A 25135-nucleotide genomic window follows, 5' to 3' on the forward strand; every position below is an offset into this window, starting at 1 on the left:
AAATTCTAAAAAATGAAACCAGACAGAAAATATGTAACACCATTCCTCTCTTTGCTATTTATAGTCTTGGCTATTACAGGGATTTTTATGCTACTTCATCTCTTTGATGGATATACTGAAGTTGCACATGAATTAATTGGAATTGGATTCGTACTTGCCGCAATCTTACACATTATACTAAACTGGAAAGGCTTAAAAGTTCATTTTATGAAACAAGTATTTATGCCAGCAGCCATAGCTGTAGCAGTGCTAACTTTAACTTTTGTTTATTTAGAACGAAAGCAACTTCCATTAGATATTGTCATTGTCGACAAAACATTTAAAGCTCCTTTAAAAGAATCATGCAAAATTCTGAACATAGATTATTCAATAGCAATCAAAAAGTTAGAAAAAAAGGGATATATCATAAACGACATAAAAACACTTGAGGATATTTGGAAAAAAAATGATACAGATCCACAGGAAGTTATTGAATTACTAATGGATTAAGCTTTTTGAAAATCAACAATGGACGGAAGAATTAGCAGAGAGAACGGGTTGATTTGCAAATCAGACAGAAAAGCAGATGCACCCATTGGGGATGCGCTGAGACATTAAACGTCAATTAGGTGGAAGTGGCTGATCAGTTGGGAGTAAAAGCGTTTCGCTTGAGAAAGCTCACACCCTTGAAGACTTATTGATATCAATACCAATGCAAAATCATTGACCTCCGTTTGGAATGGTCGAAATTTTTTAAAAAAATAAATCACTAACACAGTTTATTATGAAATTTCTTGTCGTCGAAAATAAAGAACAGCAACAAAATGAAGTTGTGTATGACATTGTTGACTTTCTCTGGGAAAACGGTAATGAGGTGCATATCAGCAGTAATTATAGCGAAGCTGAGGTTCAACAAATCATACAAAGTTGCGATTGCATTGTGTTATTGCAAGATCATGAAACATGCTTTAATAAAGCAAAAGAAGCCTTTCAAAATAACCTTGCATTAGAAAAATCTACCCTGAAAAAAACTTTTCTGTTTTTTTCAGAAAACGGTATTTATACTAATATCATACCCTTTCCACATAAAATTTTTGATTATAAACAATTAAATAAAAATGAATTATTCCGACTTTTTTTTTGGTGCAGGAAATTAAATAGTTAACTGCCACAAGTAGGCTAGTAACTATCGCAGTATAGATCATATTTGCAGGCTGCAGCCAAAAGTGCAGAATCCGTGCTCTAACCATTCCTTAAAGAAATCAGGAGATCCCTTCATGTAGTTCTCGGTAAGGACATTATAAAGACGGGAGAAAAGGTTACTTTAAAATTTACCGTCCATAATGGCCAGTTAACAGAAAAAACCATTTTGCAAATGGCATACACCCTTTGAACCCCTGATGAGCAAATACTTTGAAATCTCTTCCCTAACAAAGAGTACAAAATCATCAAGGGAATATTTTTTTCCATAATTATTAGTACTAAGGGTAATAGTTAATTGTCGTCCATTTGCTCAGCCCAAGGCTAAAAAGCGGTTAACAAGCCTTCTTTATAGATTTCCGGCGCTTATTTCATTACTTCCTTAAATCGCTAAGATTATAATCACCTAATGTTATTGCTAATCTTACAACTCCTGTCCATTTAGATCATACAGCCATAATGAACACCGCATCGCTGGCATATCGGGCCGACCCATTTTCCCAAGCTTGAATCTTTTTATCTTGAATAGTCCGAACATGAAGCAACTTTAAATTTATTTGCAAACCAGTTGTACTTTTTGAAAATTCTATTTCCGGCTTGACAGCACTTTTCATAAATTTGAATCTATAACCAATAATAAGCTAATGTTGAATAGTATTTAGTTTCCAAACATTAGCTCTGTTATTCACCAACCAATTTGGTATATTGTACTTCCTCTTTATGCGTTGTGTAATAAAATACATGATGATATGCAATACTGACCCTTTGTGCCGTACCATCGGCGGCACGGACAGAATATAATGTACTTACATCTAATGGATAATCAAAGGGATAGAATTTTTCAGTTCTAATCACATTCCACTTTGATGAGCTGCTTGTAATTACGCTATCTAATGATGGGTATTATAGGCAATGTTTCACTTTGCTGATCCAATTCAAAGTTTTTGTTACTGATGTCAATTCATAATTCCCGGTTGGAATCTCATAATTCACAAAGGAATAGGTAGGAAATCCTCCACAACGCTTTCCACGCTCTTAATAGTTGATATTGCTATAATCTTGAGGATAGATCAAATATTTGAATATCTTGAGACCTATCTGATATTTTGTTACAACTAACACAGATACAGTTAGGCAATTCAGCTGGAAATCCCTCAATTTCGTAGTCTCAAATAATTTATTTTAATCAAACATATGAAACAAATAATTTTCGTTCTAAGCATTGCTTTTTCTTCTCTCGCTTATGGACAGCAACACCATACCCGTATTTTTCTTTTCGTTCCCGGTGCATGGGACGGTGGCTGGGACTATGCAAAGGTAGATTCTATTTTAAGCGCCCATGGCGACATGGTTTACCGCCCTACCCTAACAGGTTTAGGAGAAAAAGTTCATCTCGCTAACCCGGAAATCAACCTGACCACCTACATCAATGACATAATGAATGTAATCAGGTTCGAAGACCTGCACAATGTCATCCTTATAGGTCATAGTTATGGGGGCATGGTCATTTCAGGGGTAGCGGAAAAGATGCCTGAACGTATCAAGCAACTCATCTACCTGGACGCCATGGTACCCAACGACGGAGAAAGTGCAAAAGATGTATGTGGCGAACTGTGGGAACCAATGACCAGCGGAAATATCAAGGACGGCATGGTACTGTATCCTTTTGGCACTACAAAGCCCACTCCTCCTATAGATGTCCCGCAGCCGTTGAATACCTTTACTGAGCCGCTAAAGATCAGCAACAGAATGGTTAAAAAAATTCCGACAGCATTTCTCCAGATGACGAAAAATGGCAAGGGAAGTCCCGGCCACGACAAAATGGGAATAACAAGAGCCCAGGCCAGAAAATGGAAGATTTACACCCTTGAAGGAGGGCATTATTCCATGAGGGAGCAGCCGGATAATCTGGTAAAAAAACTCGAAGAGATCACTCGTCAGTAACAGTGCGATATACAGTCATGAGAAAAGGCTTTGCACACCGATGCGGCCATCGTTAAAAATTTATCAGTAACTTACGGTATGGAAAACAGGGTAATCCACGAGATAAAAACGATCAATGAATACCATAAGGCCATGGGACTTCCTCGGCCGGAACATCCACTGATCAGTATTATCGATTACAAAGCAATCGTATTGCCCTGCAAAGCCAATATGGGTTTCGTGTTCGACTTTTATTCCATCCTTATCGACAGGAATCTCAAGGGCAACATGAAATACGGGCAGCAATCGGGCGATTTCGAAGAAGGTGTCATGTTTTTTATGGCACCAGGACAGGTATTTGAAATGGAGCTTGAAGAAGCGGAAACCACAAACCGCTCAGGCTCGCTATTGCTCATCCATCCGGATTTTCTATGGAAAACTACCCTGGCAAAGAAGATCAGACAATATGATTATTTTGGTTATGCTGTCAATGAGGCACTTTTCCTTGCGGATAAGGAAGAAAAATCAATTCTAGCCTTAATGGAAAACATCATACTTGAATACCGGAATAACATCGACAATTTCAGTGATCCAGTGATCATTGCACAGCTGGAATTACTTTTGACCTATGCGGACAGGTTTTACCATCGGCAGTTCATTACCCGGAAAAAATCCAGTCATACCATTCTTGATCGCTTGGAAGGCCTGCTGGATAAGTATTTCAAGGGTGAAGTGCTATCCAGAGAAGGAACACCAACCGTTTTGTATGTCGCCTCATCGCTGAATGTCTCTGCAGGCTACCTGAGTAGCTTGCTAAAGGTGCTGACCGGAAAGAGTACACAGCACTACCTCCAGGACAGATTGATAGAACATGCGAAGGCGCAACTATCCACGACGGATCAGTCTGTGAGTGAGATTGCCTACGGCTTGGGTTTTGAACACCCGCAGTCATTCAGCAGGCTGTTCAAAACAAAAACCAGTCTATCACCTTTGGAATTCAGGGCAAAGTTCAATTGAAACCTGGAATACCAGAGGATCAATGTTTTTATTGTGAACGGGAAAAATTTACTTTCCCAGGGCCTACAAAAATTCTTGCAGAGGCAGCGATGGAGTTGCATATAAAATCGAGTTCAAGTCTGCTTATAGGGAAAAAGAGAAACTGATTGCATATGACTGGCAGGGAACCGAATAAGAGGAAATATGTAATCTTGCCTTCGAAAGGCCGCCATTTCTACGATAAAGAAAGCTGAACTGTAAGCGCTTGATTTCTTATTCTTGTAGATTCTTTATCAACTACTTTATCTATGAGATAATATTATCTGAGTAATCGAAGCATGAAAATTATTTGACTTTCCAAGAACCCGAATAAAATATTGCTAGGGAACTAGCCTGGTACCTCCGGATTTGCTAAACTGCTTTGGCTTCATACCTGTATGTTCTTCAAAGACTTTAGAAAAATGGCTGAGGTTTGTAAAACCAAGATCGTGACCAACGCTAGTAACAGATATTTTCTCTTCCGTCAGCAGGCGGCTTGCTTCTTTCATCCGAAAATATTGGTAATATTTGAATATGCTATTGCCGAAAACCTGTTTAAATATACGTTTCAATTTGGTAGGGCTCATTCCTGCGATGAAGGAAAGCTCCTTAATCACTGGTGGTATTTGCAGACGGCCAATAATTAATTCTCTTACTTTGTAGATCGTTTCAATATCTTGCCTATTTAAAGCATAAACAGTCTTTTCGTCCCTTTTCTCCAGCTCAACCAACAGCCTGCAGACCAATTCTTCTGATTTCACTTTAAGAAAAAACGACTTAAATGGTTCATCTATGGATTCTGTAAGCATCTCGTCGATCACTCCCTGCACCTTTGGATAAATGATTTGTTCAAAGACCAGAGGCCGGCTATTTTCTAATAGACTCTGTAATACAGGTGTTGTTTTATTAAAGGCGAAATGGCCTATTAGGTATTCGGCGTCAACTTCTATGTTTATCGTCGCTCTATTGGTATGGATAGCAATGACTTCATCGGTATTTATACGGCTCGTCGCAATTAAAACAGATGGCAATTCCGTTAATCTTGGTTCTTTTTCAGGGACATGAATTTTGGGTATCACATTCTGAAACTTAAAAAACAGCATTTTTTTTAAGGCATCAACCTCTGGATTGTCCAGAAGAAATTCCATCTTCAATTCATAATCACTGATAAGAAGACGGATATGCTGATTGAAAACATAACCGATACAATGACCGCTGCCATATTTCTGAGGGATATCCAACCGCTGATCTACCACTTTAGTGCCCAGGGCACTGGCAAGCTTGAACAGTATTTGTGGAGTGCCATAGTTGTTCATATGAAATGTCCTTTACGACTATTTTTAGGTCTAATATAATTATTTTGCCTTTATACTGTCGTATAACTTTGTGTATATTAAAATATAAGAACATGTTACTAGAAAATAAAAAGGTTGCGATTATCGGCGGTGGACCCGTTGGGCTGACAATGGCCAGATTACTACAGCAAAAAGGTAGCCATGTAGCTGTCTACGAAAGAGATTCAAATCCCCTTTCCCGTATTTGGGGTGGAACGTTAGACCTCCACAAACATTCAGGCCAAAAAGCTATGAAAATGGCAGGATTATTAGAAGAATATTACAGGGTCGCATTACCTATGGGTATTAATGTTACTGATAAAAATGGTACAATCATCTATAGTAAGACACCAACTACCGAAAACAAGTTTGAGAATCCTGAAATTAACCGGAACGACTTACGTAAACTATTGATTGGTAGCTTAAAACCCGAGACCGTATTTTGGGATAATAAGATTCTGGAGGTAAAAGTATACAATGGAAAATGGTTATTGCACGTGGAGGACAAACCGTATACAACGGCAGATGTTGTGATCGTAGCCAATGGGGGAATGTCGAAAATAAGAAGATACGTCACTGATGCCGAGCCCGAGGAAACCGGAACCTACATCATTCAGGGAGATGTTGATAATCCGGAAATCAACTGTTCCGAATTTTACAAACTGTGTAATGGAAACCGGCTGATGTGCGCAGATAACGGCACTTTAATAGTAGCCAATCCGTACAATAACGGCGTGCTGACCTATGGCATAATATTAAGAAAACCGGAAGGATATCAAAATATCAACCATGTAAACTTTGGGAGCCCTAATAACATTCGTCGATTTCTCACTGAAAAATTCCATGGATGGAACCAAACGTTTCGTGAACTGATTAATGCAACAACATTTTACGCAGTACTGCATACAAGAAAATTGCCGTTAGATCAACCCTGGAAAAATAACCGTCCCCTACCTATAACGCTTATTGGCGATGCGGCGCATCTTATGCCACCTTTTGCCGGCCAGGGCGTAAATTCAGGATTGATGGACGCCTTGATTTTATCGGATAACCTGACAGATGGAAAATTTGAAACAATAGAAGCAGCGGTCAGTGATTATGAAGAACAAATGTTTAATTACGCAGCAGAAGCACAAAAAGCATCTAGCGAAAACGAAATGGAAATGCGTTCTCCCAACTTTTCTTTCCAAAAACTCCTTCATTTATAATGAAGTGAAACACTAGAATGGCGCAAACCAGAAAAGCCTGAGATGATTTTCTACATCCCGAAAACGGATAATAACGTAAAGACCGTCTGAAAATTAGCCTTTCAAACAAGACTTAAGCATGGCCGAGCTGATCGTTCCAGCCCTCGTAGGCCTGTATACCTTCGCGTACTGCATGCAGTGCAGGAAGATCGAGCAGGCAGCCCTGGCTTTCACAATGCGCATGATCTTTCTCGTCTAACAGAATGGTGCCGATCACTTCGCCGTTTTTTGCTATTTCATACCGGGCATTTCCCACCGGGCGGATGTCGTAAAATTTCCCTTTGCCTTAGCACCTTCAATAGCTTTTACAGTATATTTCTCTCCAGTGTCTGCATTTTCCAAATATGCTTTATCGCTGAACGTCGCCACCATTTTGGTAAAAAGTTGATCTTAACGTCAACAATAGTCGCAGTATCTTCCAGGATGATATTAGCAATACGGTAAATACCTGTATTGGTAAATTCAATTTGGGGATTGTTAATGGTTTGTGACTTTGTAATAAATACAATGAGCGATAAAACGAGAGCGATGTAGTATTTTATGGAATGGTGATAATTGGGTTATAAATATTTTTGATACAATCTTTGAACGCTTTATGCGTGCAACTTTAAACCTAAACGAGAACAGCGTTTATTACTTTTGTTTTGTGAGACTATTAAGCCTTACCCGGGTTAGCCTTTTTCCAGGTCAATATTTTCTTTTAACTTAAGTAATTCTTCTTTCGTAAATTTTCCGGTCATACTCATTTTGTTTCCGGAAAATTCACCAAATATTGTTGAAACTTGAATCAATTTGGAATTGATTACAAGTCCCATCTCCCGTCTTGCTCCAAAACCACCGGATAACGATGCAAGTTTTACGCTTGCCTCATTATCCAGGGTAAAATTTAGTATTGGATTATCCTTATTACTGTATCTTGCGGTAGCGAGTTCTACACTTACTATATGATGAATTGATATAAAAATATTCTTTTCAATTTTATATATTTTGTCAGATTTATCTAAATTATTGAAATTGAATTTTTATTATCCGTTATTAAATACCATCCAGATGGTAAGCTGCTTTTAGGATTTAAACTTAGCACATTACTGGATGAAATGATAATAATGACTATAATATTAACAATTGTTTTCATACTCCTAATATAACTATTAAATAGCTTTGCCAATCATGCCAGGCTAGATATACTCATCATCGTGTCTCGAGATTTAATTCTTTTAATTACCCACTTCGCTTTTGGATGTTTCTGTTGTGCGCCTAATACCAAATCTATCTGTCTATCCCTGCGGTCCCTTATACTGTGATGCTGTCCAGGGGCTATCTTTTCGCAATGAGCAGCTAGGATTTCAGCCCAAGCTTTTGCATTAGTTGCTCTTTTTTTGATCGGGATACACTTAAAGAGTCTCCATTATTCATAATGAGATAGGCCCCATCCACTTTTTTAAACTGGCTGATCTGGCGCAGATTTACCAGGTATGAATGATGGATTCTAGCGAACAGATGATCCGGGAATGTAGGCTCTAGCTCACCGAGCTGTTTAGAGAGCAGAATGGTTTTTCCGTTGCTGAGCACAATTAAAGTATAGGCGCCGTCCGCCTTGCAGTACAAAATATCGCCCAAAGCAATAAAATCATACCCATCTCGCATTGGTAACGCGATTTTTTGCTGTTCGACAGCCATTTTTTGATTTTCGAGCAAATTATCAACGTGACGGATCTGATCATTTTCGCTACTTAACAGACGTGTGGCACGGTCAACAGCCTGTTTCAATTCTACCCGATCGATTGGCTTAAGCAGATAATCGATCGCACTGGCCCTTAATGCCTTAATCGCAAACTGTTGGTAAGCCGTGCTAAAAATAACATGCGGAATGCGCGAACTGTCTAACAGCTGCAGCATTTCGAAACCATTCATTACTGGCATCTCTACATCTAAAAATATCAGTTCGGGGCGATGCTCATTAATGGCCATAATTCCGGCCTTTGCCGAAGTACAGGTGGCCACCACATCGATTTCCGGGCAAAATTTTACCAGATCGTTTTCAAGTGCTTTAATGCAATGAAGTTCATCGTCAATAAGGATCGTTTTAATCATGGGGCAATTTGAATCGTAGTTTTACCAAGGTTCCTATCGGGTTGTTATTTTTATCTTTTTTATCGATTACCTCAATAGAGGCAGCATTGGCGTTAATTTGATTGTGTAAATTAATGCGGTCTTCAACCAATTGCAAGCCTTTAGATTGATGCCTAATGTTTTTTGCAACGGCTTCCCTTCCAACACCGTTATCGTCTATCGTACATTCGATCACATCGAGGTTTTGAAATACATTAATCAAAATATCGCCGCCATCGGCCAAAGGAAGCACGCCATGCCAAATGGCATTCTCAATAAAAGGTTGGAGGATCAATGGCGGAACCAAGATTTCATGCAGTGGGGCATTCTCATCTACAATAAACCTACAATTAAGCTTATCTGCAAACCTTAGCGACTCCAATTGTACATACAATTTACAGGTTTCCAATTCTTCATACAGGCTGATCTCTCCCTTCGCATTGTTTAATTGGCCCCTGATCAGCCTGGCAAAAGTAGTGAGGTAATCTATAGCATGCTGCTTATCGTCTTCTTGCATCAATGCTTTAATAGAATTCAAACAGTTGAAGATAAAGTGCGGATTCATTTGAGATCGAAGCGCTTGTGCCTCTAAGCGCATAATATCTTGTTCGATTTTATGTTTCTCCTGTTCTTTTCTTCTAATGTTTTTAATGCGTTGTCTTACGATAAAGTAAGCTGTAATTCCTACGGTAGTCACCATAACAATTACAAACCACCATGTGCCCCACCATGGAGGGGTAATAATGACAGTTAAGGTTTTTGTTTTTGGGCTCCAAAGGCCTGCGGTATTGGTTACATTAATTTTTAAGGTATAGCGGCCAGGGGGAATGTTGGTGTAGGTGAGGGAATTGTCGCCCGCTGAATTTACCCATTGTTCATCAAAGCCTGCAAGCTCATAGCGATAGCGGAGTTTCTCGGGAATATTATACTCATCGGCTGCAAAATTTAAAATCAGGGAATTTTGGTTATAAGGCAGTCTAATTTCAGTCAGGCTATTAATGGCCTGTTTAAACGGAGAGCCTGCCAAACCGAAATCGGCAGGCTTGTTATTGATACTAACCCCCGTCAACGTAGGCATTGGAACAAAATGGTCGCTTGCAACCTTTTTAGGGTCGAAAACTGTGTAGCCGTTCGTGCCGCCGAAAGCTAATTTCCCATCAGGCAGACTGAAAAAATGAAACCGGTTAAACTCGTCAAGGGCAAGTCCATCAAGCATGGTGAAACTTTGTACCGCTTTTGTTCGGGAATTGAATGAGAAAATGCCTTTGTTCGAGCTGCACCAGAAGGTTTCCGGGTCTGTGGCGATAATAGCATAGATGGTATTGTTCGGGAGATCGTCTTGTGTGGTGTAAGTTTGGTATTTATGCGTCTGCTTGTTGAATTTAATGAGGCCACCGCCCAATGAACCAATCCATAGGTATCTCTTGTCTTTTGGATCTTCGATCATATGGGTAAGTTCGATGCTCGGAAGCTCGTCTATAAAATGCTTGCTGAGCTTCGTTCGCATATTATAATAAACCAGTCCTAAAGTTGTACTGATCCAGAAATCATCTTCCCCGTCGATTAAAAATGCTGCAACATCATGCCGAAGCTCCATGTTCTTGGCTGGAATTTTAGCGAAAGGGGTGGCAAGTTGTTTGGTAGTATCAAGCAACAGGGGGCGGAGAAAATAATCGAGCCCCCACAGTTTACCAGATGCGCTAAGGGCGATTTGGCCAATAGCGTAGTTTGGAAAATTACCCTGAAATTTCCAGGTTTGGATATTGAATTTTCCTTGTCTATAATAGGCGATCTGCTGATAGTTAGTTTTATCGATACGGGCGGCAAGAATCCAAATTTTTCGATTCCTCTTTTCTTCCAGCCAACGAAAGAGGTAGGAGTCGGTAGGACTTATAAAGTTTCTTGTGGTCCATGCGGTGTTGCCATTAAGATGGTTAGTGAGCAGATCTGTTGCAAAATTCTTCTGATACCGAAACTGGGGCATCCGTTGCAGGCGCATATCGAATAATTGCAGGCCGTAACCGTTGGTTCCCCTCCATAAAACTCCAGATCGGTCTATCAAAATGTTAACCGTATTTTGATTTTTTTGGGAGAGTTCGCGCCAAACGAGAAGCTTGTTCTTTAAATTGAGCTTATAGATCTTACCTATATAATCAAAGTACAGATTGCCATATTGATCAGCTGCCCATGCTGGGGGACGATTTAAATTGATTATTGGGAGCGTGATATAAATAAACGAGTTTAACTTTTTGTTATAAATTGTAATTCGACCCTTGGTGAAAATAATGACATCGCCGTTGCGCCTGCAAACTGGCATATTATTTACCTCCAGTATGGGACGCTGCTTTACATGAAGCCCGTAGGTAATTGTCTTCAAGACTTTCAATGCCGTGCTCACATATGCCAGTTTAGTTTGATTAACCAAAACCACTTGATCTTCGTTTGCAGCGATCCCGGTTATTGGAGAGCCTGTTAAATTGAATTCTTTTTCGGTATAATACCTTACACTACGTTTATGCAGGTTAACCAAATAAAGGCCGCCCTTATTGCATAAAACCCAATAATTCAGTGCTGCGTCTCGTACTACTGAAGAGCCACCCTTAATGTTAAGGAACAACTGTTGATATGCGGGATGTTTGGTAAGGTGAAAAATTTGCTCGGTATAGGTGTTCAGGATATCCATGTGTCCGTTAGCATAGGCAATCCAAAGCTGGTCAGCGTTGTCTAGCGAAAAACCAATAATCACGCTAGCCAAGAGCGTGTTCGGGTCATTTTTAACGTTCTTAAAAACCTTAAATTTTTTGCCGTCGTACCTCGCTAATCCGTCCTTGGTACCGATCCAAATAAAGCCTTGCCGATCTTGGGCGAGCCCGCTGATAAAAGATTGTGGAAGTCCGTTATTAACATTGAGTTCCCGGTAACCAGACGAGCTGGATTGGGCGGTAGCAATAACCGAAAAAAAAGCTAAAAAAATCAGCTGATTTATCAATATCCACTTCAGTTTTAAGGGCCTAAACATCTGGGCCAATATAAATATTTAATTTATTCTTTTGTTTGTGTGCCCCCTAAAAGGATTTATCATACCACTTATATACTCATATTGTTAGGTTATAGGTTGAGACTAACCATTGGTAACCTTCCCCATCCAATAGGGGTGATAATACTTAATTTTAGCTCCAATTACGTAGACCGCAGAAAAGATAATGGTGATATCAATCTCAAAGTATACCTGTATTTTAAGAAAGGTTGACCTATCGGAGTTAAACAATACCTAATTGCTTATGTCGTAAATTCTACAATCACCCCCTATGAAAATTCGCACTCATTTTTTATTTACCCAGTTTGTACATAACTTTTTCGCGTTCCTTTCCAACTTCCAGAAAAAACCGCGACTGTTGTTCATTTTATTGATTTTTGTTGGTACCAGTGCCAGGGCCCAGCTTACTGTTACCAGTCGGTCGCCAGTGCGAAATACCAACATCGCCACGCCGGCGGGGAACATCGTACTCAACTTTAATGGTAATTTCCCAGTTGGCACCGCGGGTGATCTGCGTGTTTTCTCTGCTGAAAGTGGCGGTCGTAAAACCGGCGCGGCAAGCAGTGGTGGCTCTAATATACTTACTTTTAATCCCGCCACTAATTTCAAACCGGGAGAATTGGTGAATGTAACCGTTCCCTCAAGTATATTGGGAGCCGGGAAAAAAGAAGTCTATCAATTCAGAGCTGCAGCCCGTTCAGGACCTGGTACTTTCCAACTTAACTCTACTTTTACAGTAGGTGCGGGACCCCTTTCATTGGCGCCAGGTGACGTGGATGGCGATGGTGATCTTGACATTGTAAGCTCAACTTATGGTGCTTCGAGCGCTAGCCTGCGCCTCAATAATGGTAGCGGCAGCTTCAGTGGGAACATCGAGATCCCACTCGGATCACAACCACAAGCAGTTAAACTGGCCGATCTGGATGGTGATGGCGACCTGGACCTGATCAGTGCAAACCGTGATAATTTGGCCACAGCGGTAAGCGTGCGCTTTAATAACGGCACTGGCACATTTGGCGGGGGATTGGACTATGCAATGTCGGGAATTGGCTACGATGTAACCCTAGGTGATGTGGATGGGGATGGTGACCTCGACTTAGCAGCATCGTTGGCGAATATGGTCAGCATCAGGCTTAACGATGGCAATGGCCATTTCAGTGGCGGCAGCGATTTTATAAGTTTAAATAATGCCCAGGTGGTTCTTTCCGACATGGATAGCGATGGCGACTTGGATGTGGCGTTCGCCACGCAGGCTTCGAAGCTGATCGTGCGCTTTAACGATGGCTCCGGCGTCTTTTCCGGTACTGCAGAATATGCTAGCACTAACTACCACGTCACCGCCGGTGACGTCGATGGTGATGGTGACATCGACCTCCTTACATCGGGCCAGGGTATCGGTGGTATCTTGCTGTTTCGCAACAACGGTATCGGATCACTTAGCAGCAACACCCTAAATACTGCTTTAGATAATGCTTTTAGCGCAACACTGGCAGATATCGATGGCGATGGCGACCTGGACGTACTGTCGGGAAGCTTTGAAAATAAGAATGCACTGCAAGTGTTAAAGAACGACGGCACCGGTGCATTTGGCGCTGGAACACGTTACGGAAATCGAGGATTGACGGTAGCTACTGGCGATATGGATAATGATGGCGATATCGATGTTTTACATGGCGACTTTAATGGATCAAGCGGAACAACCGTGAGTGTACTTCTTAGTATTGAGGCACCGGTCATTACAGCGTTCACACCTATAAGCACGGTTGCTGGTGCAAACGTGACCATTACCGGCACCGGGTTTAGTACTACCCCGACAAACAATGTGGTCTTTTTTGGGGCTACACAGGCAACGGTAAGTGGGGCGAACACCAGTGGTACCAGCTTAATTGTAACCGTTCCCGCAGGAGCAACGCATGCGCCCATTACTGTTTTAAACACGGGAACACACCTTGGGGCTTATAGCCCAAAGCTTTTCCTGCCGGTTTTCTCACCTGGTAAAGCGAGCATTTCTCCCGCCGACCTCGGACCCAGGATAACATTACCTGCAGGAACACAGCCCCGGTTTGTAGCTATTGCAGATTTAAATGCCGACAGTAAGCCCGAGTTAATTGTGGTAAACCAGGGTAGTCGCTTCATCTCGGTATTCAAAAGTTCAGGAGCTGCTGGCACCCTGGTTTTCGATACCAAAATCGACTTTCTTGTCGGCTTACTGCCCCTTTCGATTAAGATAGCTGACATCGATGGCGATGGCAGGCCAGACCTTGTGGTTGCAAATGGCGGCAGTGTGTCCGCATCGGTGCTGCTCAATACCAGCACTGCAGGGAGCATAAGCTTCGCCCCTAGAGCAGATTTCCCCGTAACCGCTTCTCATGTAGGGATGGGTATCGGCGATCTTGACGGCGACGGTAAACCCGACCTTGTGGTGCCTAACAACAACATGGATATTCTAACCATTTTAAGAAATACGAGCAGCCCTGGCGTGGCGTCTTTTGCGCCTCCCATAACCCTTACAGCGGGCAACTACCCCGCCCTAGTTGAAGTTAACGATTTAGATGGCGACGGTAAAGCGGATTTAGCAGTAACAAATAGCAATTCAAACGACCTCTCTATCTTTAGAAACACCAGTACACCTGGTCTTATCACATTCGGCGCTCCCATTAACCTGGCTACAGGCACAACACCCTATGGCTTGAGCAGCGGCGATCTTAACGGCGATGGAAGGATCGATCTGGCTGTTGCTAATACAGGCTCTGCTACAATATCAGTGTTCGTTAACACAAGCCTCCCCGGTGTAATGGCCTTTGCCGGTAAGGCTGATTTTGCTACCGCAGTAGATCCATTTTCTGTTGCGATAGCTGACATTAACGGTGATGGCAGGCCGGAGCTAGTTTCGGCTAACCGCAGTTCAGATAACATTTCCGTACTTCGCAATACTGGCACCCTCGCTTCTTTTCCTCGCTTAGATTTTGTTACCGGAAGCAACCCCCAGGGTTTGGCCATGGGCGATCTTGACGCTGATGGGCGACCAGAAGTAGTTGTCACCGACTACCAGGCAAACACGATTTCAGTATTCCGGAACAACGCGTTTCCGCTGGACATAACCGGCGTAAGTCCGCCCAAAAACGAGCAAAACGCACCCCGGGCCAGCAATGTGGTTGCAACGTTCAACAAACCCTTAACTACCGATGCGGCAAGCCTTGGTGCTATCAAAGTATTTTCAAATCAGCGCGGGGGGCTCCTCAGCGCCGGCGGAGGCTTAGCGACGATCAATACGAATACGCTCACATTTAACCCGACAACCGATTTTAAACCGGGAGAAACCATACGGGCCACGATAACCAAAGCAGTTAACAGTAATGGAGATAACCCGGTACGTGCGCAAGTCTTTCAATTTACAGCCGCGGCCAGCACAGGGCCGGGCACTTTTTTAGCAGGATCAACTTTTGCTGTTGGAGCTGGCCCAGCTGTTCTTGCCACAGGAGATGTTGATGGCGACGGCGACCTGGATGCAATAGTTTCTTCACCCGGCAGTTCAGGGGCAAGCGTCCGCCTGAATGACGGCACTGGTAATTTTAGCGGCACCACCCTGGTAACAGGCGGCGCAGGAACACGACAAATTGAACTTGCAGACCTTGATGGCGACGGCGACCTGGATATGGTCATGGCAAATGCAACATCAGCACCTAACCCTACCGTTAGCGTCAGGTTTAATAACGGAACAGGCATTTTTAGCGGCGGTACCAACTACCCACTGTCGATCCTGGCATTAAGTGTTACCCTAGGAGACGTTGATGGTGATGGCGATCTGGACCTGTTGGTAGGAGATCAGGCCGCAGTATGGATGAGGTTAAACAATGGATCAGGGAGTTTCGCTGCTGGGATTGCTATATCTGGTGGCGTAAGTTCTAACGCCCTCTTACTTGATATAGACAACGACGGCGATCTTGATCTGGCTTTCACACAAGGCCCGACGCTTATTGTTCGCTTTAACAATGGAGACGGCACTTTTGATACAACAACAGCAAGTTACTCCGGCCGAAATGGCGGCCTCGTGGCGGGCGATGTAGATGGTGACGGCGATATCGATTTGATAAATTATCAGTATGGAGTAGCCATAAATAATCTATTGCTGTTTCGGAATGCTGGTACAGGAGTGTTGACCAGCAACGTAGTACCCATTGCACCAGCTAGTTTAACACAATTGGCGTTTGGAGACATAGACGGCGATGGCGATCTGGATCTTCTGGGGAGCGATGCGTCGGCAACTAGCGGATTTATCGTGATGCGCAATAGTGGTACAGGCACATTTGCTGCTTCGGCATCATACGGTGCAAAAGGGACTTCCCTGGCAATGGGTGATCTTGATGGCGATGGCGATCTTGATGCCTTGTTTAGCGATGAGGCTGGGGGGAGCGGCACTACCGTGCAGGTTTTGCTCAATAGCAGCGCAGACCTTACCAACCTTGTTTTAAGCTCCGGCACCTTATCACCAGTCTTCGCGCCAGCTACAACTTCTTACACCGCTTCGGTGGGCAATGCCACCAACAGCATTACGCTTACCCCAACAGTAAGCGATGCTGCTGCAACGGTAACGGTTAATGGAACAACGGTTGCCTCGGGCAGTCCATCGGCAGCCATTCCATTGGCAGTAGGCAGTAATACGATAACCACGGTTGTAACAGCACCCAACGGTACCACTACAAAAACATATACCGTAACGGTAACAAGGGGAGCTTCGACCAATGTCGATCTTGTCAACCTCGTGCTAAGTTCTGGCACACTGGCGCCAGTCTTTGCACCGATCACCACTTCCTATACCGCTTCGGTGGGCAATGCCACAACCAGCATCACCCTTACCCCAACGGCTAGCGAAGCGAGTGCGACGGTAACAGTGAATGGCACAGCCGTAACTTCGGGCAGCGCATCGCCAGCCATTCCACTAACGGTCGGCAATAACACCATTACTACCATTGTAACGGCATCGGACGGTACCACCACGAAAACCTATACCGTAACTGTAACTCGTGCATCATCTGCCAACGCAGACCTTGCCGGCCTTGTACTGAACTCGGGAACCCTGTCTCCAGCCTTCGCGCCAGCGACCACCTCCTATACCGCTTCGGTGGGCAATGCAACAACCAGCATTACTGTTACGCCTACAACCAGCGATGCCACTGCAACGGTAACCGTGAACGGAACCATTGTTGCATCCGGCAGTCCATCGGCAGCCATTCCATTGGCGGTTGGCAGCAATGCGATTACCACCGTGGTAACCGCACAGAACGGTACCACAAAAACCTATAACGTAACCGTAACCCGGGCGGCTTCGGCTAATGCAGACCTTGCCAACCTTACACTAAGTTCGGGCACCTTGTTGCCAGCCTTTGCGCCAGCGACTACCTCTTACACCGCTTCGGTGGGCAATGCAACAACCAGCATTACTGTTACCCCCACAACAAGCGATGCCACTGCAACAGTAACCGTAAACGGAACAACGGTTGCTTCCGGCAGCACATCGGCAGCCATTCCATTGGCGGTTGGCAGCAACACGATTACCACCGCGGTAACCGCACAGAACGGTACCACAAAAATTTATACCGTAACGATAACCAGGGGAGCTTCGGCCAATACCAACCTCGCCAACCTTACACTAAGTTCGGGTACTTTATCGCCAGCCTTTGCACCAGCGACTACCTCTTACACCGCTTCGGTGGGCAATGCCACCACCAGCATCACCCTCACCCCTACGGTGAGCGATGCCACTGCAACGGTAAGGGTGAACGGAACAACGGTTGTGTCGGGCAATCCATCGGCAGCTATTCCATTGGCGGTAGGCAGCAATACGATTACCACGGTTGTAACCGCACCCGACGGTACCACCACAAAAACCTATACCGTAACGGTAACCCGAGCCACTTCTGCCAATGCCGATCTTGCCAACCTAGTGCTCAGTCCAGGCACCCTATCGCCAGCTTTTGCACCGGCCACCACTTCTTATGCCGCTTCGGTGGGCAATGCCACCACCAGCATCACCCTCACCCCTACGGTGAACGATGCCACTGCAACGGTAAGGGTGAACGGAACAACGGTTGTGTCGGGCAATCCGTCGGCAGCCATTCCATTGGCGGTTGGCAGCAATACGATTACCACCGTGGTAACCGCACAGAACGGTACCACAAAAACATATACCGTAACGGTAACACGTGCAGCTACGGCCAATGCAGACCTGTCTGCGCTTACACTGAGTGCTGGAGCGTTATCACCGGCCTTTTCGCCAGCGACTATTTCCTATACCGCATCTGTGGGGAATGCCACCACCAGCATTACTGTTACGCCTACAATCACCGACGCCACTGCAACGGTAACCGTGAACGGAGCAGCTGTTGCTTCCGGCAATCCATCGGCAGCCATTCCATTAGTGGTTGGCACCAACACCATAACCATAGTTGTGGCCGCTCAGGATGGTACCACTACAAAAACATATACAGTAACGGTAACCCGGGCAATTGGCACCCAGACTATTACGTTTTCGCCCACCAATACAAAAATTTATGGCGATGCACCCTACGATCCAAGTGCTACTAGCAGCAACTCGGCCATACCAATTACGTACACCAGTAGTAACACCGCCGTTGCAACGGTTTCAAATGGTTTGATCCAGATTGTTGGCGCAGGCACTACAACAATTACAGCCGCTCAAGCTGGAAATGCAAATTATGCTCCTGCAAGTGCCGATCAGTCGCTTACCGTTCAGCCCAAAATGCTAACAATTACCGCCAACGAACGTAGCAAGATATACGGACAAAGCCTCCCATCATCGACTACTACCACTACGGCATTCACCGTAGCAGGGTTGGTGGGGCAGGAAACCGTTAGCCAGGTGACCATTGGCTATGGAGCTGGTGCACCAGCCAGTGCTGTGGTAAACACCTATCCAGGGTCGATTGTGCCTTCGGCCGCGATTGGCTCAAATGGCTTTGTTAATACGAATTATAGCATCAGCTACATCGCCAACAACCTAGTAGTTACTAGGGCGGCGCTTAACATTACCGCAGCCAACCGCACTAAAATCTATGGGGATGAAGTGGTGTTTGCTGGAAACGAGTTTACCAGTACAGGTCTTGTAAACGGTAACAGCGTGAGTTCAGTTACTTTGAATAGTACTGGCGTAGTAAGTACGGCATCTGTAACGGGCTCGCCTTACGCCATAGTGCCATCCTCAGCTGTGGGTTCTGGCTTAGAAAATTACACGATCAATTATGTCAACGGCAGCTTAACCGTAAATCGGAAAGCGCTGCTTATCACAGCCGATAATAAAACCAGGCCTTATGGTTCGCCAAACCCGCCATTAACCGCCAGTTACCAAGGGCTCATTACAGGCGAAAACAGTTCAGTATTAACTACACAACCAACCATCACCACTTTCGCCACCGCTAATTCGCCGGTGGGCAATTATCCCATTACGGTATCGGGCGCCACATCGCCCAATTATGTGATCAGCTACGCAAACGGGATACTTACAGTTACACCGGCTGCCCCAACAGATATTGTTCTCACCGCAGAAACGCTATATGAAAATAGGCCATTAGGTACGCTCGCTGGATTATTAAGCTCAACAGCTGTCGATCCTTCGGCAACGTACACATACATCCTGGTTGCCGGAAGCGGATCGACAGACAATGCAGCTTTTAGTATTTCAGGCAACCGTTTGTTAACCGCACAGGCTTTCAACTACGAAAGCAAATCTATCTATAACATCAGGATCCGGACCAGCAATAATCAGAACCAATGGTTCGAGAAAGCATTTACGATTGTTGTTACGGATGTGAACGAGGAGCCTACGCTTGCTGCAATTGCTGATAGAAATATCTGCGCTAACAGCGATCAACAAACTGTGCAGCTGAGCGGAATAAGTACGGGCCCGGAATCGGCCCAAACGGCTGCCCTAACTGTAAGCGCCACTAACATGAATATGTTCGATCAGCTTACCGTAACGATGGGTACGGGGGGCGCCGCAACGCTTAATTATCGGCTAAAAGGCAATGCTAGCGGTTCGAATGCTGTAATGGTTACGGTTAAAGACAATGGTGGAACGGCTAATGGAGGTACAGATACTTATAGTAGGACTTTTACCTTAAACGTGCTACCATTGCCTTCGCTAAGCATCGTTGCCTCACAGGGAACAACAATAAGCAAGGGTACTACACAAACATTAACGGCCAGCGGAGCCAATAGTTATGCATGGAGCAACGCTGCCGGGATTATTAATGGGCAGAACACATCTTCACTCACTGTGCGACCTACAGAAACTACCACCTACACCGTAACAGGCACCAATATCTCTGGCTGTACCACCTCGCAGTCTATTACCATTAATGTGCTAGTTGACTACAACCTAGTGGCCAATAACGTACTCACCCCGAACGGCGACGGTTTTAATGATGTGCTCTTTTTCCAGAATATAGATGTATACCCAATTAATGTGATCAAGATTTTTGATCGCGGAGGCAGATTGCTTTATACGAAAAATGGCTATCAGAACGAATGGGATGGTACCATAAACGGAACGGCACTGACCGAGGATACCTATTATTATATCATTGAGTTAGGCAAGGGGATTAGTCCGAAGAAAGGCTTTATCACCGTAATAAGAAGAAAATAGTAGAAAGCATGAAAACAAGTCAAAGCAATACCAATATGTGCCAAGTCAAATTTCTGTTAATGTTTTTCGTCGTCGCGTTTACCTCGTTAAAGGTTAGCGCGCAGCTTAATCCAATGGGATCCGCTTACTTTAGCAATCAATACCTTATTAACCCAGCCATGGCGGGGCTTAAGGAACAACTGAACTTAACCGCGGCAATAAGGCAACAGTTTAGTAGTATCCCCGGTTCTCCTTTTAGCCAGGCGTTTACCGCCGATTACGGGTTTACGAGCAGAGCTGCAGTGGCATTACTCGTATATAATGATCGGGCGGGAGTTCTTAGGAATACGCATGCCTCGGGGACATTTGCTTATCACCTCCCCTTAGGCGCTAGCGATAAGCTCAGTTTTGGGATTTCATTGGGCGTGGCAAATGACCAGATCAACAACTCTGAAGTAAATGGCGATATCAACGACCCGGACCTGATGGATGTAAATAGGCGCGAAACCTATATCGATGGTGATTTTGGAACTGCATACACCAGTGGAGGATTGCAGGTCCAGATTGCTCTGCCCAATATGAAGCACCTTTTTGAGAAAGACAGTTATGAAGTAGCAGATCGATCTATATTTTTTTCGGCCATTAGCTACCGTTTAACCACAGGCCTTGGTATACTTGAGCCGAAAATTGCCTATCGCGGCATCGAGGGCTACCACAATATCTTTGATATCGGGGCAAACCTAGAACTGGAAGCGGGCACCATACATAAGCGGCCTTAACCTGTTCGGTATTTACCACAGCACCCGGAGTGCCACCATTGGCATCGGAATGAACTGGAACAACTCTTTTTCATTTAACGGTATGTATACGACTAGTACTTCACCCCTTCAGGGCTATACCAATGGCGATTTCGAATTGAGCATAGGCCTGAGCCTCTTTAAACGATAGCTGGGAAATCGTCGAGCTGCCCTCGTTTGTGCCGCATTAAAGAATGCGATGGCAAAATTCCTGAAAAAGTTCGAGTTGCCAATCGATGCCGGCTAAATCCGGGTTTACCTGATATTTGTATGCAGGATGTTTTTCTGGTAATGTCATTTTTAGGTGTCGAATACTGTGGAGGGATAAAACGAACTATTAAGATTGCGCTAAAAAACGGGCTTTAACAACCAGTAACTAACGGCATAACGCAACAACGGGATAACACTTTGGAATGGCCGCTGTGCGGTCATTCCGCGCTAAAGCAACCATTATTGCGTCAGTAAATGTAGCCAGTATCAGGCAGATCAAAAGCCACTCAAAAGAATGCAATTTTCTCATCACCATTAATAACCATCCTTAACCGACGAAAGTTTTTAAAGTTAACCAAAAGTTTCCCTGGCTTTGGCGATGGCAGTGGCCATGTCGATACCTTCAGCTAAAACACCTGCAAAAAGATCACCGGTTTCTTTTAACCTATCCGGTGCGTTATGGATGGTAAAATGGCGCATGGTAAGACCGGGTTTCACCTCTTCCCAATCAAGCGGCATGGAAACGGTGGCACCTGGTTTGGGCCTGAGGGAATACACGCCGGCAATGGTGGCGCCTGGCCTGTTCTGCAAAAAATCGAGGTACATTTTTCCCTTGCGGTTGGAGATCATCCGTTCCAGTGTGGTATAGGATGGCAGTTCACGGTGAACGAGTTTAACTACCACCTGGGCAAATAATTGTGATTGGTCATAGCTGTATTTTGCGCTCAGGGGGATATAGATATGGATACCGGTTGATCCTGAAGTTTTTGCATACGAAGGCACGCCCATCGCATCCAGGACCGAATGGGTTACCCTTGCTGTCTCGATCACCTGTTCAAAAGTATTTTTATCGGGGTCCAGATCGATTACGCAGTAATCGGGATGGTCTGGTGAGGATACGCGACTGAACCAGGGGTTCATTTCTATGCACCCAAGTGTGGCCATCCAGAGCAGTGTTGCGCGGTCGTATCCGAGCAGGTATTCTTTCTCCTCCCCTTTTTCATTGGTATGTGGCATGGTATGCGCCCAGTCCGGAGCGGTTTCTGCTACGTTTTTCTGATAGAAACTCTGGCCATGGATGCCGCCCGGAAATCTGTTCAGGGACATTGGCCTGTCTACCAGGTAAGGAATCATATAGGGTGCTACCTGATCATAATAATTGAACATGTCCCTTTTGCTGATCCCATCCTCCGGCCAGTAAAGTTTGTTCAGGTGGGTAAATTTGATCAGGTGCCCGTCGATTTTTTTCTCTACTGTTTCAGCTTTGCCCTCAAGAAGCAACTTATCCGGCATCGTATACTTTGGCCCGGCAAGTTTTAATGAACTTTTTTTTGCTTTTTCAACAAGCTGTATGGAATCATCTATATACTCATTGGGTTCTTCCACTATATCTGTGATAAGAGCGGGAATCTCCAGTACCACATCCATAGGATCTTTATCGGTACGCAGTCCCTTAAAAGAGGCCTGTCGCAGCCTTCCGTCCCGGCTGATTTCGGCAAACTCCACTTCGCATACCAGCTCCGGGAGCAGCCAGGTGGGTTTTGCACCGAGCCTGCGGGGGCGGAACCTCGAAGGTTCATCCACATCGGGTTCGATATCAAAGGGGCAGGCACTTGTTTCCAATGGCGCAAAGCGCTTTAAAAGATCTTTTTGCAGGGCATCATTAAATCCGGTGCCCACTTTGCCAATGTAACGCAGCACGCCGGATGAATCATATACCCCGAGGGCCAAAGCACTGAAAAACTTACCGGAACCTTCATTTTGCGTGTAGCCGGCGATGATTACTTCCTGGCGGAGCTTGGCTTTAACCTTTAGCCAGTCGCGTGAGCGGATATCTCCTGTATAGGTGCTATCGGCTTTTTTGGCAATAATGCCTTCAAGTCCCATGCGTTTGGCTGTCTGATAAAACGCCTCACCATCTGCATCGAAAAAATGGCTGAGCCTTACTATACTGCCATCCTGCCCGGGCAATACGGCTTCCAGGATACTCCTTCTCTCTTTCAGGGTATAGGCGGTTAACAACTTTTTATCATACCAGATGATATCGAACACATAAAATACCAGGTTGAGTTCTTTCTCACTTCTCCAGTTCTGAAGGGCGCCAAAAACGGGCATACCGATTTCGTCCAGCACTACAATTTCGCCATCCAGCACAAGATCCATATCCCAGCCTTCCAGTATTTTATTGATAGGAGAAAACTGGTCATAAAGCAGGTTGTTTCTCGATACAAGCTCTACCTTGCCTTTTTCTACAAAGGCCAGCGCCCGGTAGCCGTCCCACTTGATTTCGTATAACCATTCCGGATCATTAAAAGGCCTGTCTACCTGGGTGGCTTTCATTGCTTTGATTTCCCTGGGCATTTTTTCGGTGGGCGCTTTATCCAGTAGTTCCTGAATATCATTACTTATTGCTAAGGCTGTTTTATTTTTGATTTTGCTTTTAGTGCCGCTCTTTTTGATACTTTTTTTGTCTTTATGACTGTTTCCAGCTGTTTTAATGGCCTGGCTTTGGTCTTCAATGGCCCCGGCAGTCTCTCCGAGTTCGATCCAGACGGGCGCATGATCACTGGCTTTCTCCCAACCACGGACTTCTTTATCAACGCCTCCTTTTTGTAAACGCGCTGCAAGAAGTGGATTTAACAGGAAATGATCTAAACGCAGGCCGGCATCCCTGCCATAAGCATTGCGCAAGTAGTCCCAAAATGTGTAAATGCGCTCACCTGGGAAAAGTGTCCTGATCGCATCGGTCCATCCCTGGTTTACGAGCGCGGCATAGGCTTCCCTGCTTTCTGTTCTAAACAGGGCATTGTCTTTGAACTTTTCGGGCTTATAGGTATCCAGTTCGGTTGGCATGACGTTATAATCCCCAACGAGCATGACGGGAAGGCCGGTATTTAATAAAGTTTTTGCGTGCCGGGAGAGACGCGAGAACCAGCGGAGTTTATAATCAAATTTTGGCCCGGGATAGGGATTTCCGTTTGGAAGATACAGGCATCCGATCACTATACCAAAGGTAAATCCTTCGATGTAGCGGCTATGGGTAAAGGTTTCATCTTCCCCCGGGAGATCCTCCCTTAGCTGTCTGATGGGTTCTTTGGAGAGGATCGCCACGCCATTCCAGCTTTTTTCGCCGCGCCATATGGCATGGTAACCCGCATCTTTGATTGCTTTTTCGGGAAAATGGCCGCTTTCACATTTGAGTTCCTGAAGGCATACCACATCCGGCCCTGCCCGGGCAAGCCAACGCAGGAGTATAGCCAGCCTGCCGTTTATACCATTGATGTTATAGGTAGCAATCTTCATTTCAAATCTTTAAAGACCAAAAAGCCCCTTCGGGGCTTCTTTATTTTTTTACCTTCTTTTCGATATCCTTACGCTGGTTGGATGCTCCTTTTTTAGCTTCCCTGATCTCAGATGGTTTTACATCGAGTTTATCTGCTTCGTATTTAATCTCATGGGCCTGGTTGGAAACTGAATTCCGCTCCACTTTTGTTCCTCTTGGCATAATTAAAAAATTTAGGTGAATTTTTTATATAACAGCTTTAAACGGCTATAGTTTTAATTGGGTTGATTGAAACTAAACAGCGGCAAATAAAAACTAAATGGGCATTGGGTATGTT

At 44.5% G+C, this 25135-nt stretch carries 14 protein-coding genes; 7 read left to right on the forward strand and 7 right to left on the reverse strand.

From position 1 onward, the window contains the following. Positions 1 to 12 precede the first annotated feature (12 nt). From QF042_RS18580 to QF042_RS18595, 4 genes are all read left to right on the forward strand, one after another. Positions 13 to 489, forward strand: coding sequence for a DUF4405 domain-containing protein (locus QF042_RS18580; RefSeq protein ID WP_307531159.1), 477 nt, complete (start codon positions 13 to 15; stop codon positions 487 to 489). Positions 490 to 763: 274 nt separating this feature from the next. Beyond that, positions 764 to 1144, forward strand: a complete 381-nt coding sequence (locus tag QF042_RS18585; RefSeq protein WP_307531161.1) for a hypothetical protein — start codon at positions 764 to 766, stop codon at positions 1142 to 1144. A gap of 1229 nt (positions 1145 to 2373) precedes the next feature. After that, positions 2374 to 3123, forward strand: a complete 750-nt coding sequence (locus tag QF042_RS18590) for an alpha/beta fold hydrolase (RefSeq protein ID WP_307531163.1) — start codon at positions 2374 to 2376, stop codon at positions 3121 to 3123. Positions 3124 to 3201: 78 nt separating this feature from the next. Further along, positions 3202 to 4119, forward strand: a complete 918-nt coding sequence (locus QF042_RS18595) for an AraC family transcriptional regulator (RefSeq protein ID WP_307531165.1) — start codon at positions 3202 to 3204, stop codon at positions 4117 to 4119. Positions 4120 to 4478: 359 nt separating this feature from the next. On the opposite strand, the gene QF042_RS18600 is transcribed toward QF042_RS18595, so the two are convergent. Next, positions 4479 to 5453, reverse strand: a complete 975-nt coding sequence (locus QF042_RS18600; protein WP_307531168.1) for an AraC family transcriptional regulator — start codon at positions 5451 to 5453, stop codon at positions 4479 to 4481. Between the two features lie 62 nt (positions 5454 to 5515). On the opposite strand from QF042_RS18600, the gene QF042_RS18605 reads away from it, so the two are divergent. Beyond that, positions 5516 to 6679, forward strand: a complete 1164-nt coding sequence (locus QF042_RS18605) for an FAD-dependent oxidoreductase (RefSeq protein ID WP_373459103.1) — start codon at positions 5516 to 5518, stop codon at positions 6677 to 6679. 112 nt (positions 6680 to 6791) lie between these two features. On the opposite strand, the gene QF042_RS18610 is transcribed toward QF042_RS18605, so the two are convergent. The 4 genes from QF042_RS18610 to QF042_RS18620 form a co-directional block, all read right to left on the reverse strand. Continuing rightward, positions 6792 to 6974: a hypothetical protein gene (locus QF042_RS18610; RefSeq protein WP_307531172.1), complete on the reverse strand. Its 183-nt coding sequence runs from the start codon at positions 6972 to 6974 to the stop codon at positions 6792 to 6794. 415 nt (positions 6975 to 7389) lie between these two features. Beyond that, on the reverse strand, positions 7390 to 7704 hold the full coding sequence (locus tag QF042_RS26385; protein ID WP_373459104.1) for a hypothetical protein: 315 nt from the start codon (positions 7702 to 7704) through the stop codon (positions 7390 to 7392). A 352-nt stretch (positions 7705 to 8056) separates the two neighbouring features. Continuing rightward, the gene (locus QF042_RS18615) at positions 8057 to 8812 is read right to left on the reverse strand and encodes a LytTR family DNA-binding domain-containing protein (protein ID WP_307531174.1); all 756 of its coding nucleotides are present in this window, start codon (positions 8810 to 8812) and stop codon (positions 8057 to 8059) included. Further along, positions 8805 to 11849 carry a sensor histidine kinase gene (locus QF042_RS18620; protein WP_307531176.1) on the reverse strand — a complete coding sequence of 1015 codons (3045 nt, stop codon included), beginning with the start codon at positions 11847 to 11849 and terminating at the stop codon, positions 8805 to 8807. Before QF042_RS18620 ends, QF042_RS18615 begins: the two co-directional genes overlap by 8 nt. A 289-nt stretch (positions 11850 to 12138) precedes the next feature. Here QF042_RS18620 and QF042_RS18625 point away from each other — a divergent pair, with 289 nt between their 5' ends. After that, entirely contained in the window at positions 12139 to 20529 is an 8391-nt protein-coding gene (locus tag QF042_RS18625; protein WP_307531177.1) for a cadherin-like beta sandwich domain-containing protein, read from the forward strand. A gap of 59 nt (positions 20530 to 20588) precedes the next feature. Beyond that, positions 20589 to 21287, forward strand: coding sequence for a PorP/SprF family type IX secretion system membrane protein (locus QF042_RS18630; protein WP_307531179.1), 699 nt, complete (start codon positions 20589 to 20591; stop codon positions 21285 to 21287). Positions 21288 to 21866: 579 nt separating this feature from the next. Here QF042_RS18630 and ligD read toward each other — a convergent pair. Both ligD and QF042_RS18640 read right to left on the reverse strand, forming a co-directional pair. Further along, a complete protein-coding gene (ligD, locus tag QF042_RS18635) occupies positions 21867 to 24818 on the reverse strand; it encodes a DNA ligase D (RefSeq protein ID WP_307531181.1) in 2952 nt (983 codons plus the stop codon). Between the two features lie 40 nt (positions 24819 to 24858). Further along, positions 24859 to 25020: a hypothetical protein gene (locus tag QF042_RS18640; RefSeq protein WP_307531183.1), complete on the reverse strand. Its 162-nt coding sequence runs from the start codon at positions 25018 to 25020 to the stop codon at positions 24859 to 24861. Positions 25021 to 25135 lie beyond the last annotated feature (115 nt).

This window comes from Pedobacter sp. W3I1, assembly GCF_030816015.1.
GTDB lineage: Bacteria > Bacteroidota > Bacteroidia > Sphingobacteriales > Sphingobacteriaceae > Pedobacter.

What these genes read in the sequence shown, in the direction of transcription:
- QF042_RS18580 (WP_307531159.1), top strand. Translation starts at nt 13, where the DNA reads ATGAAACCAGACAGAAAATATGTAACACCATTCCTCTCTTTGCTATTT.
- QF042_RS18585 (WP_307531161.1), top strand. Translation starts at nt 764, where the DNA reads ATGAAATTTCTTGTCGTCGAAAATAAAGAACAGCAACAAAATGAAGTT.
- QF042_RS18590 (WP_307531163.1), top strand. Translation starts at nt 2,374, where the DNA reads ATGAAACAAATAATTTTCGTTCTAAGCATTGCTTTTTCTTCTCTCGCT.
- QF042_RS18595 (WP_307531165.1), top strand. Translation starts at nt 3,202, where the DNA reads ATGGAAAACAGGGTAATCCACGAGATAAAAACGATCAATGAATACCAT.
- QF042_RS18600 (WP_307531168.1), bottom strand. Translation starts at nt 5,453, where the DNA reads ATGAACAACTATGGCACTCCACAAATACTGTTCAAGCTTGCCAGTGCC.
- QF042_RS18615 (WP_307531174.1), bottom strand. Translation starts at nt 8,812, where the DNA reads ATGATTAAAACGATCCTTATTGACGATGAACTTCATTGCATTAAAGCA.
- QF042_RS18620 (WP_307531176.1), bottom strand. Translation starts at nt 11,849, where the DNA reads ATGTTTAGGCCCTTAAAACTGAAGTGGATATTGATAAATCAGCTGATT.
- QF042_RS18625 (WP_307531177.1), top strand. Translation starts at nt 12,139, where the DNA reads ATGAAAATTCGCACTCATTTTTTATTTACCCAGTTTGTACATAACTTT.
- QF042_RS18630 (WP_307531179.1), top strand. Translation starts at nt 20,589, where the DNA reads ATGTTTTTCGTCGTCGCGTTTACCTCGTTAAAGGTTAGCGCGCAGCTT.
- ligD (WP_307531181.1), bottom strand. Translation starts at nt 24,818, where the DNA reads ATGAAGATTGCTACCTATAACATCAATGGTATAAACGGCAGGCTGGCT.
- QF042_RS18640 (WP_307531183.1), bottom strand. Translation starts at nt 25,020, where the DNA reads ATGCCAAGAGGAACAAAAGTGGAGCGGAATTCAGTTTCCAACCAGGCC.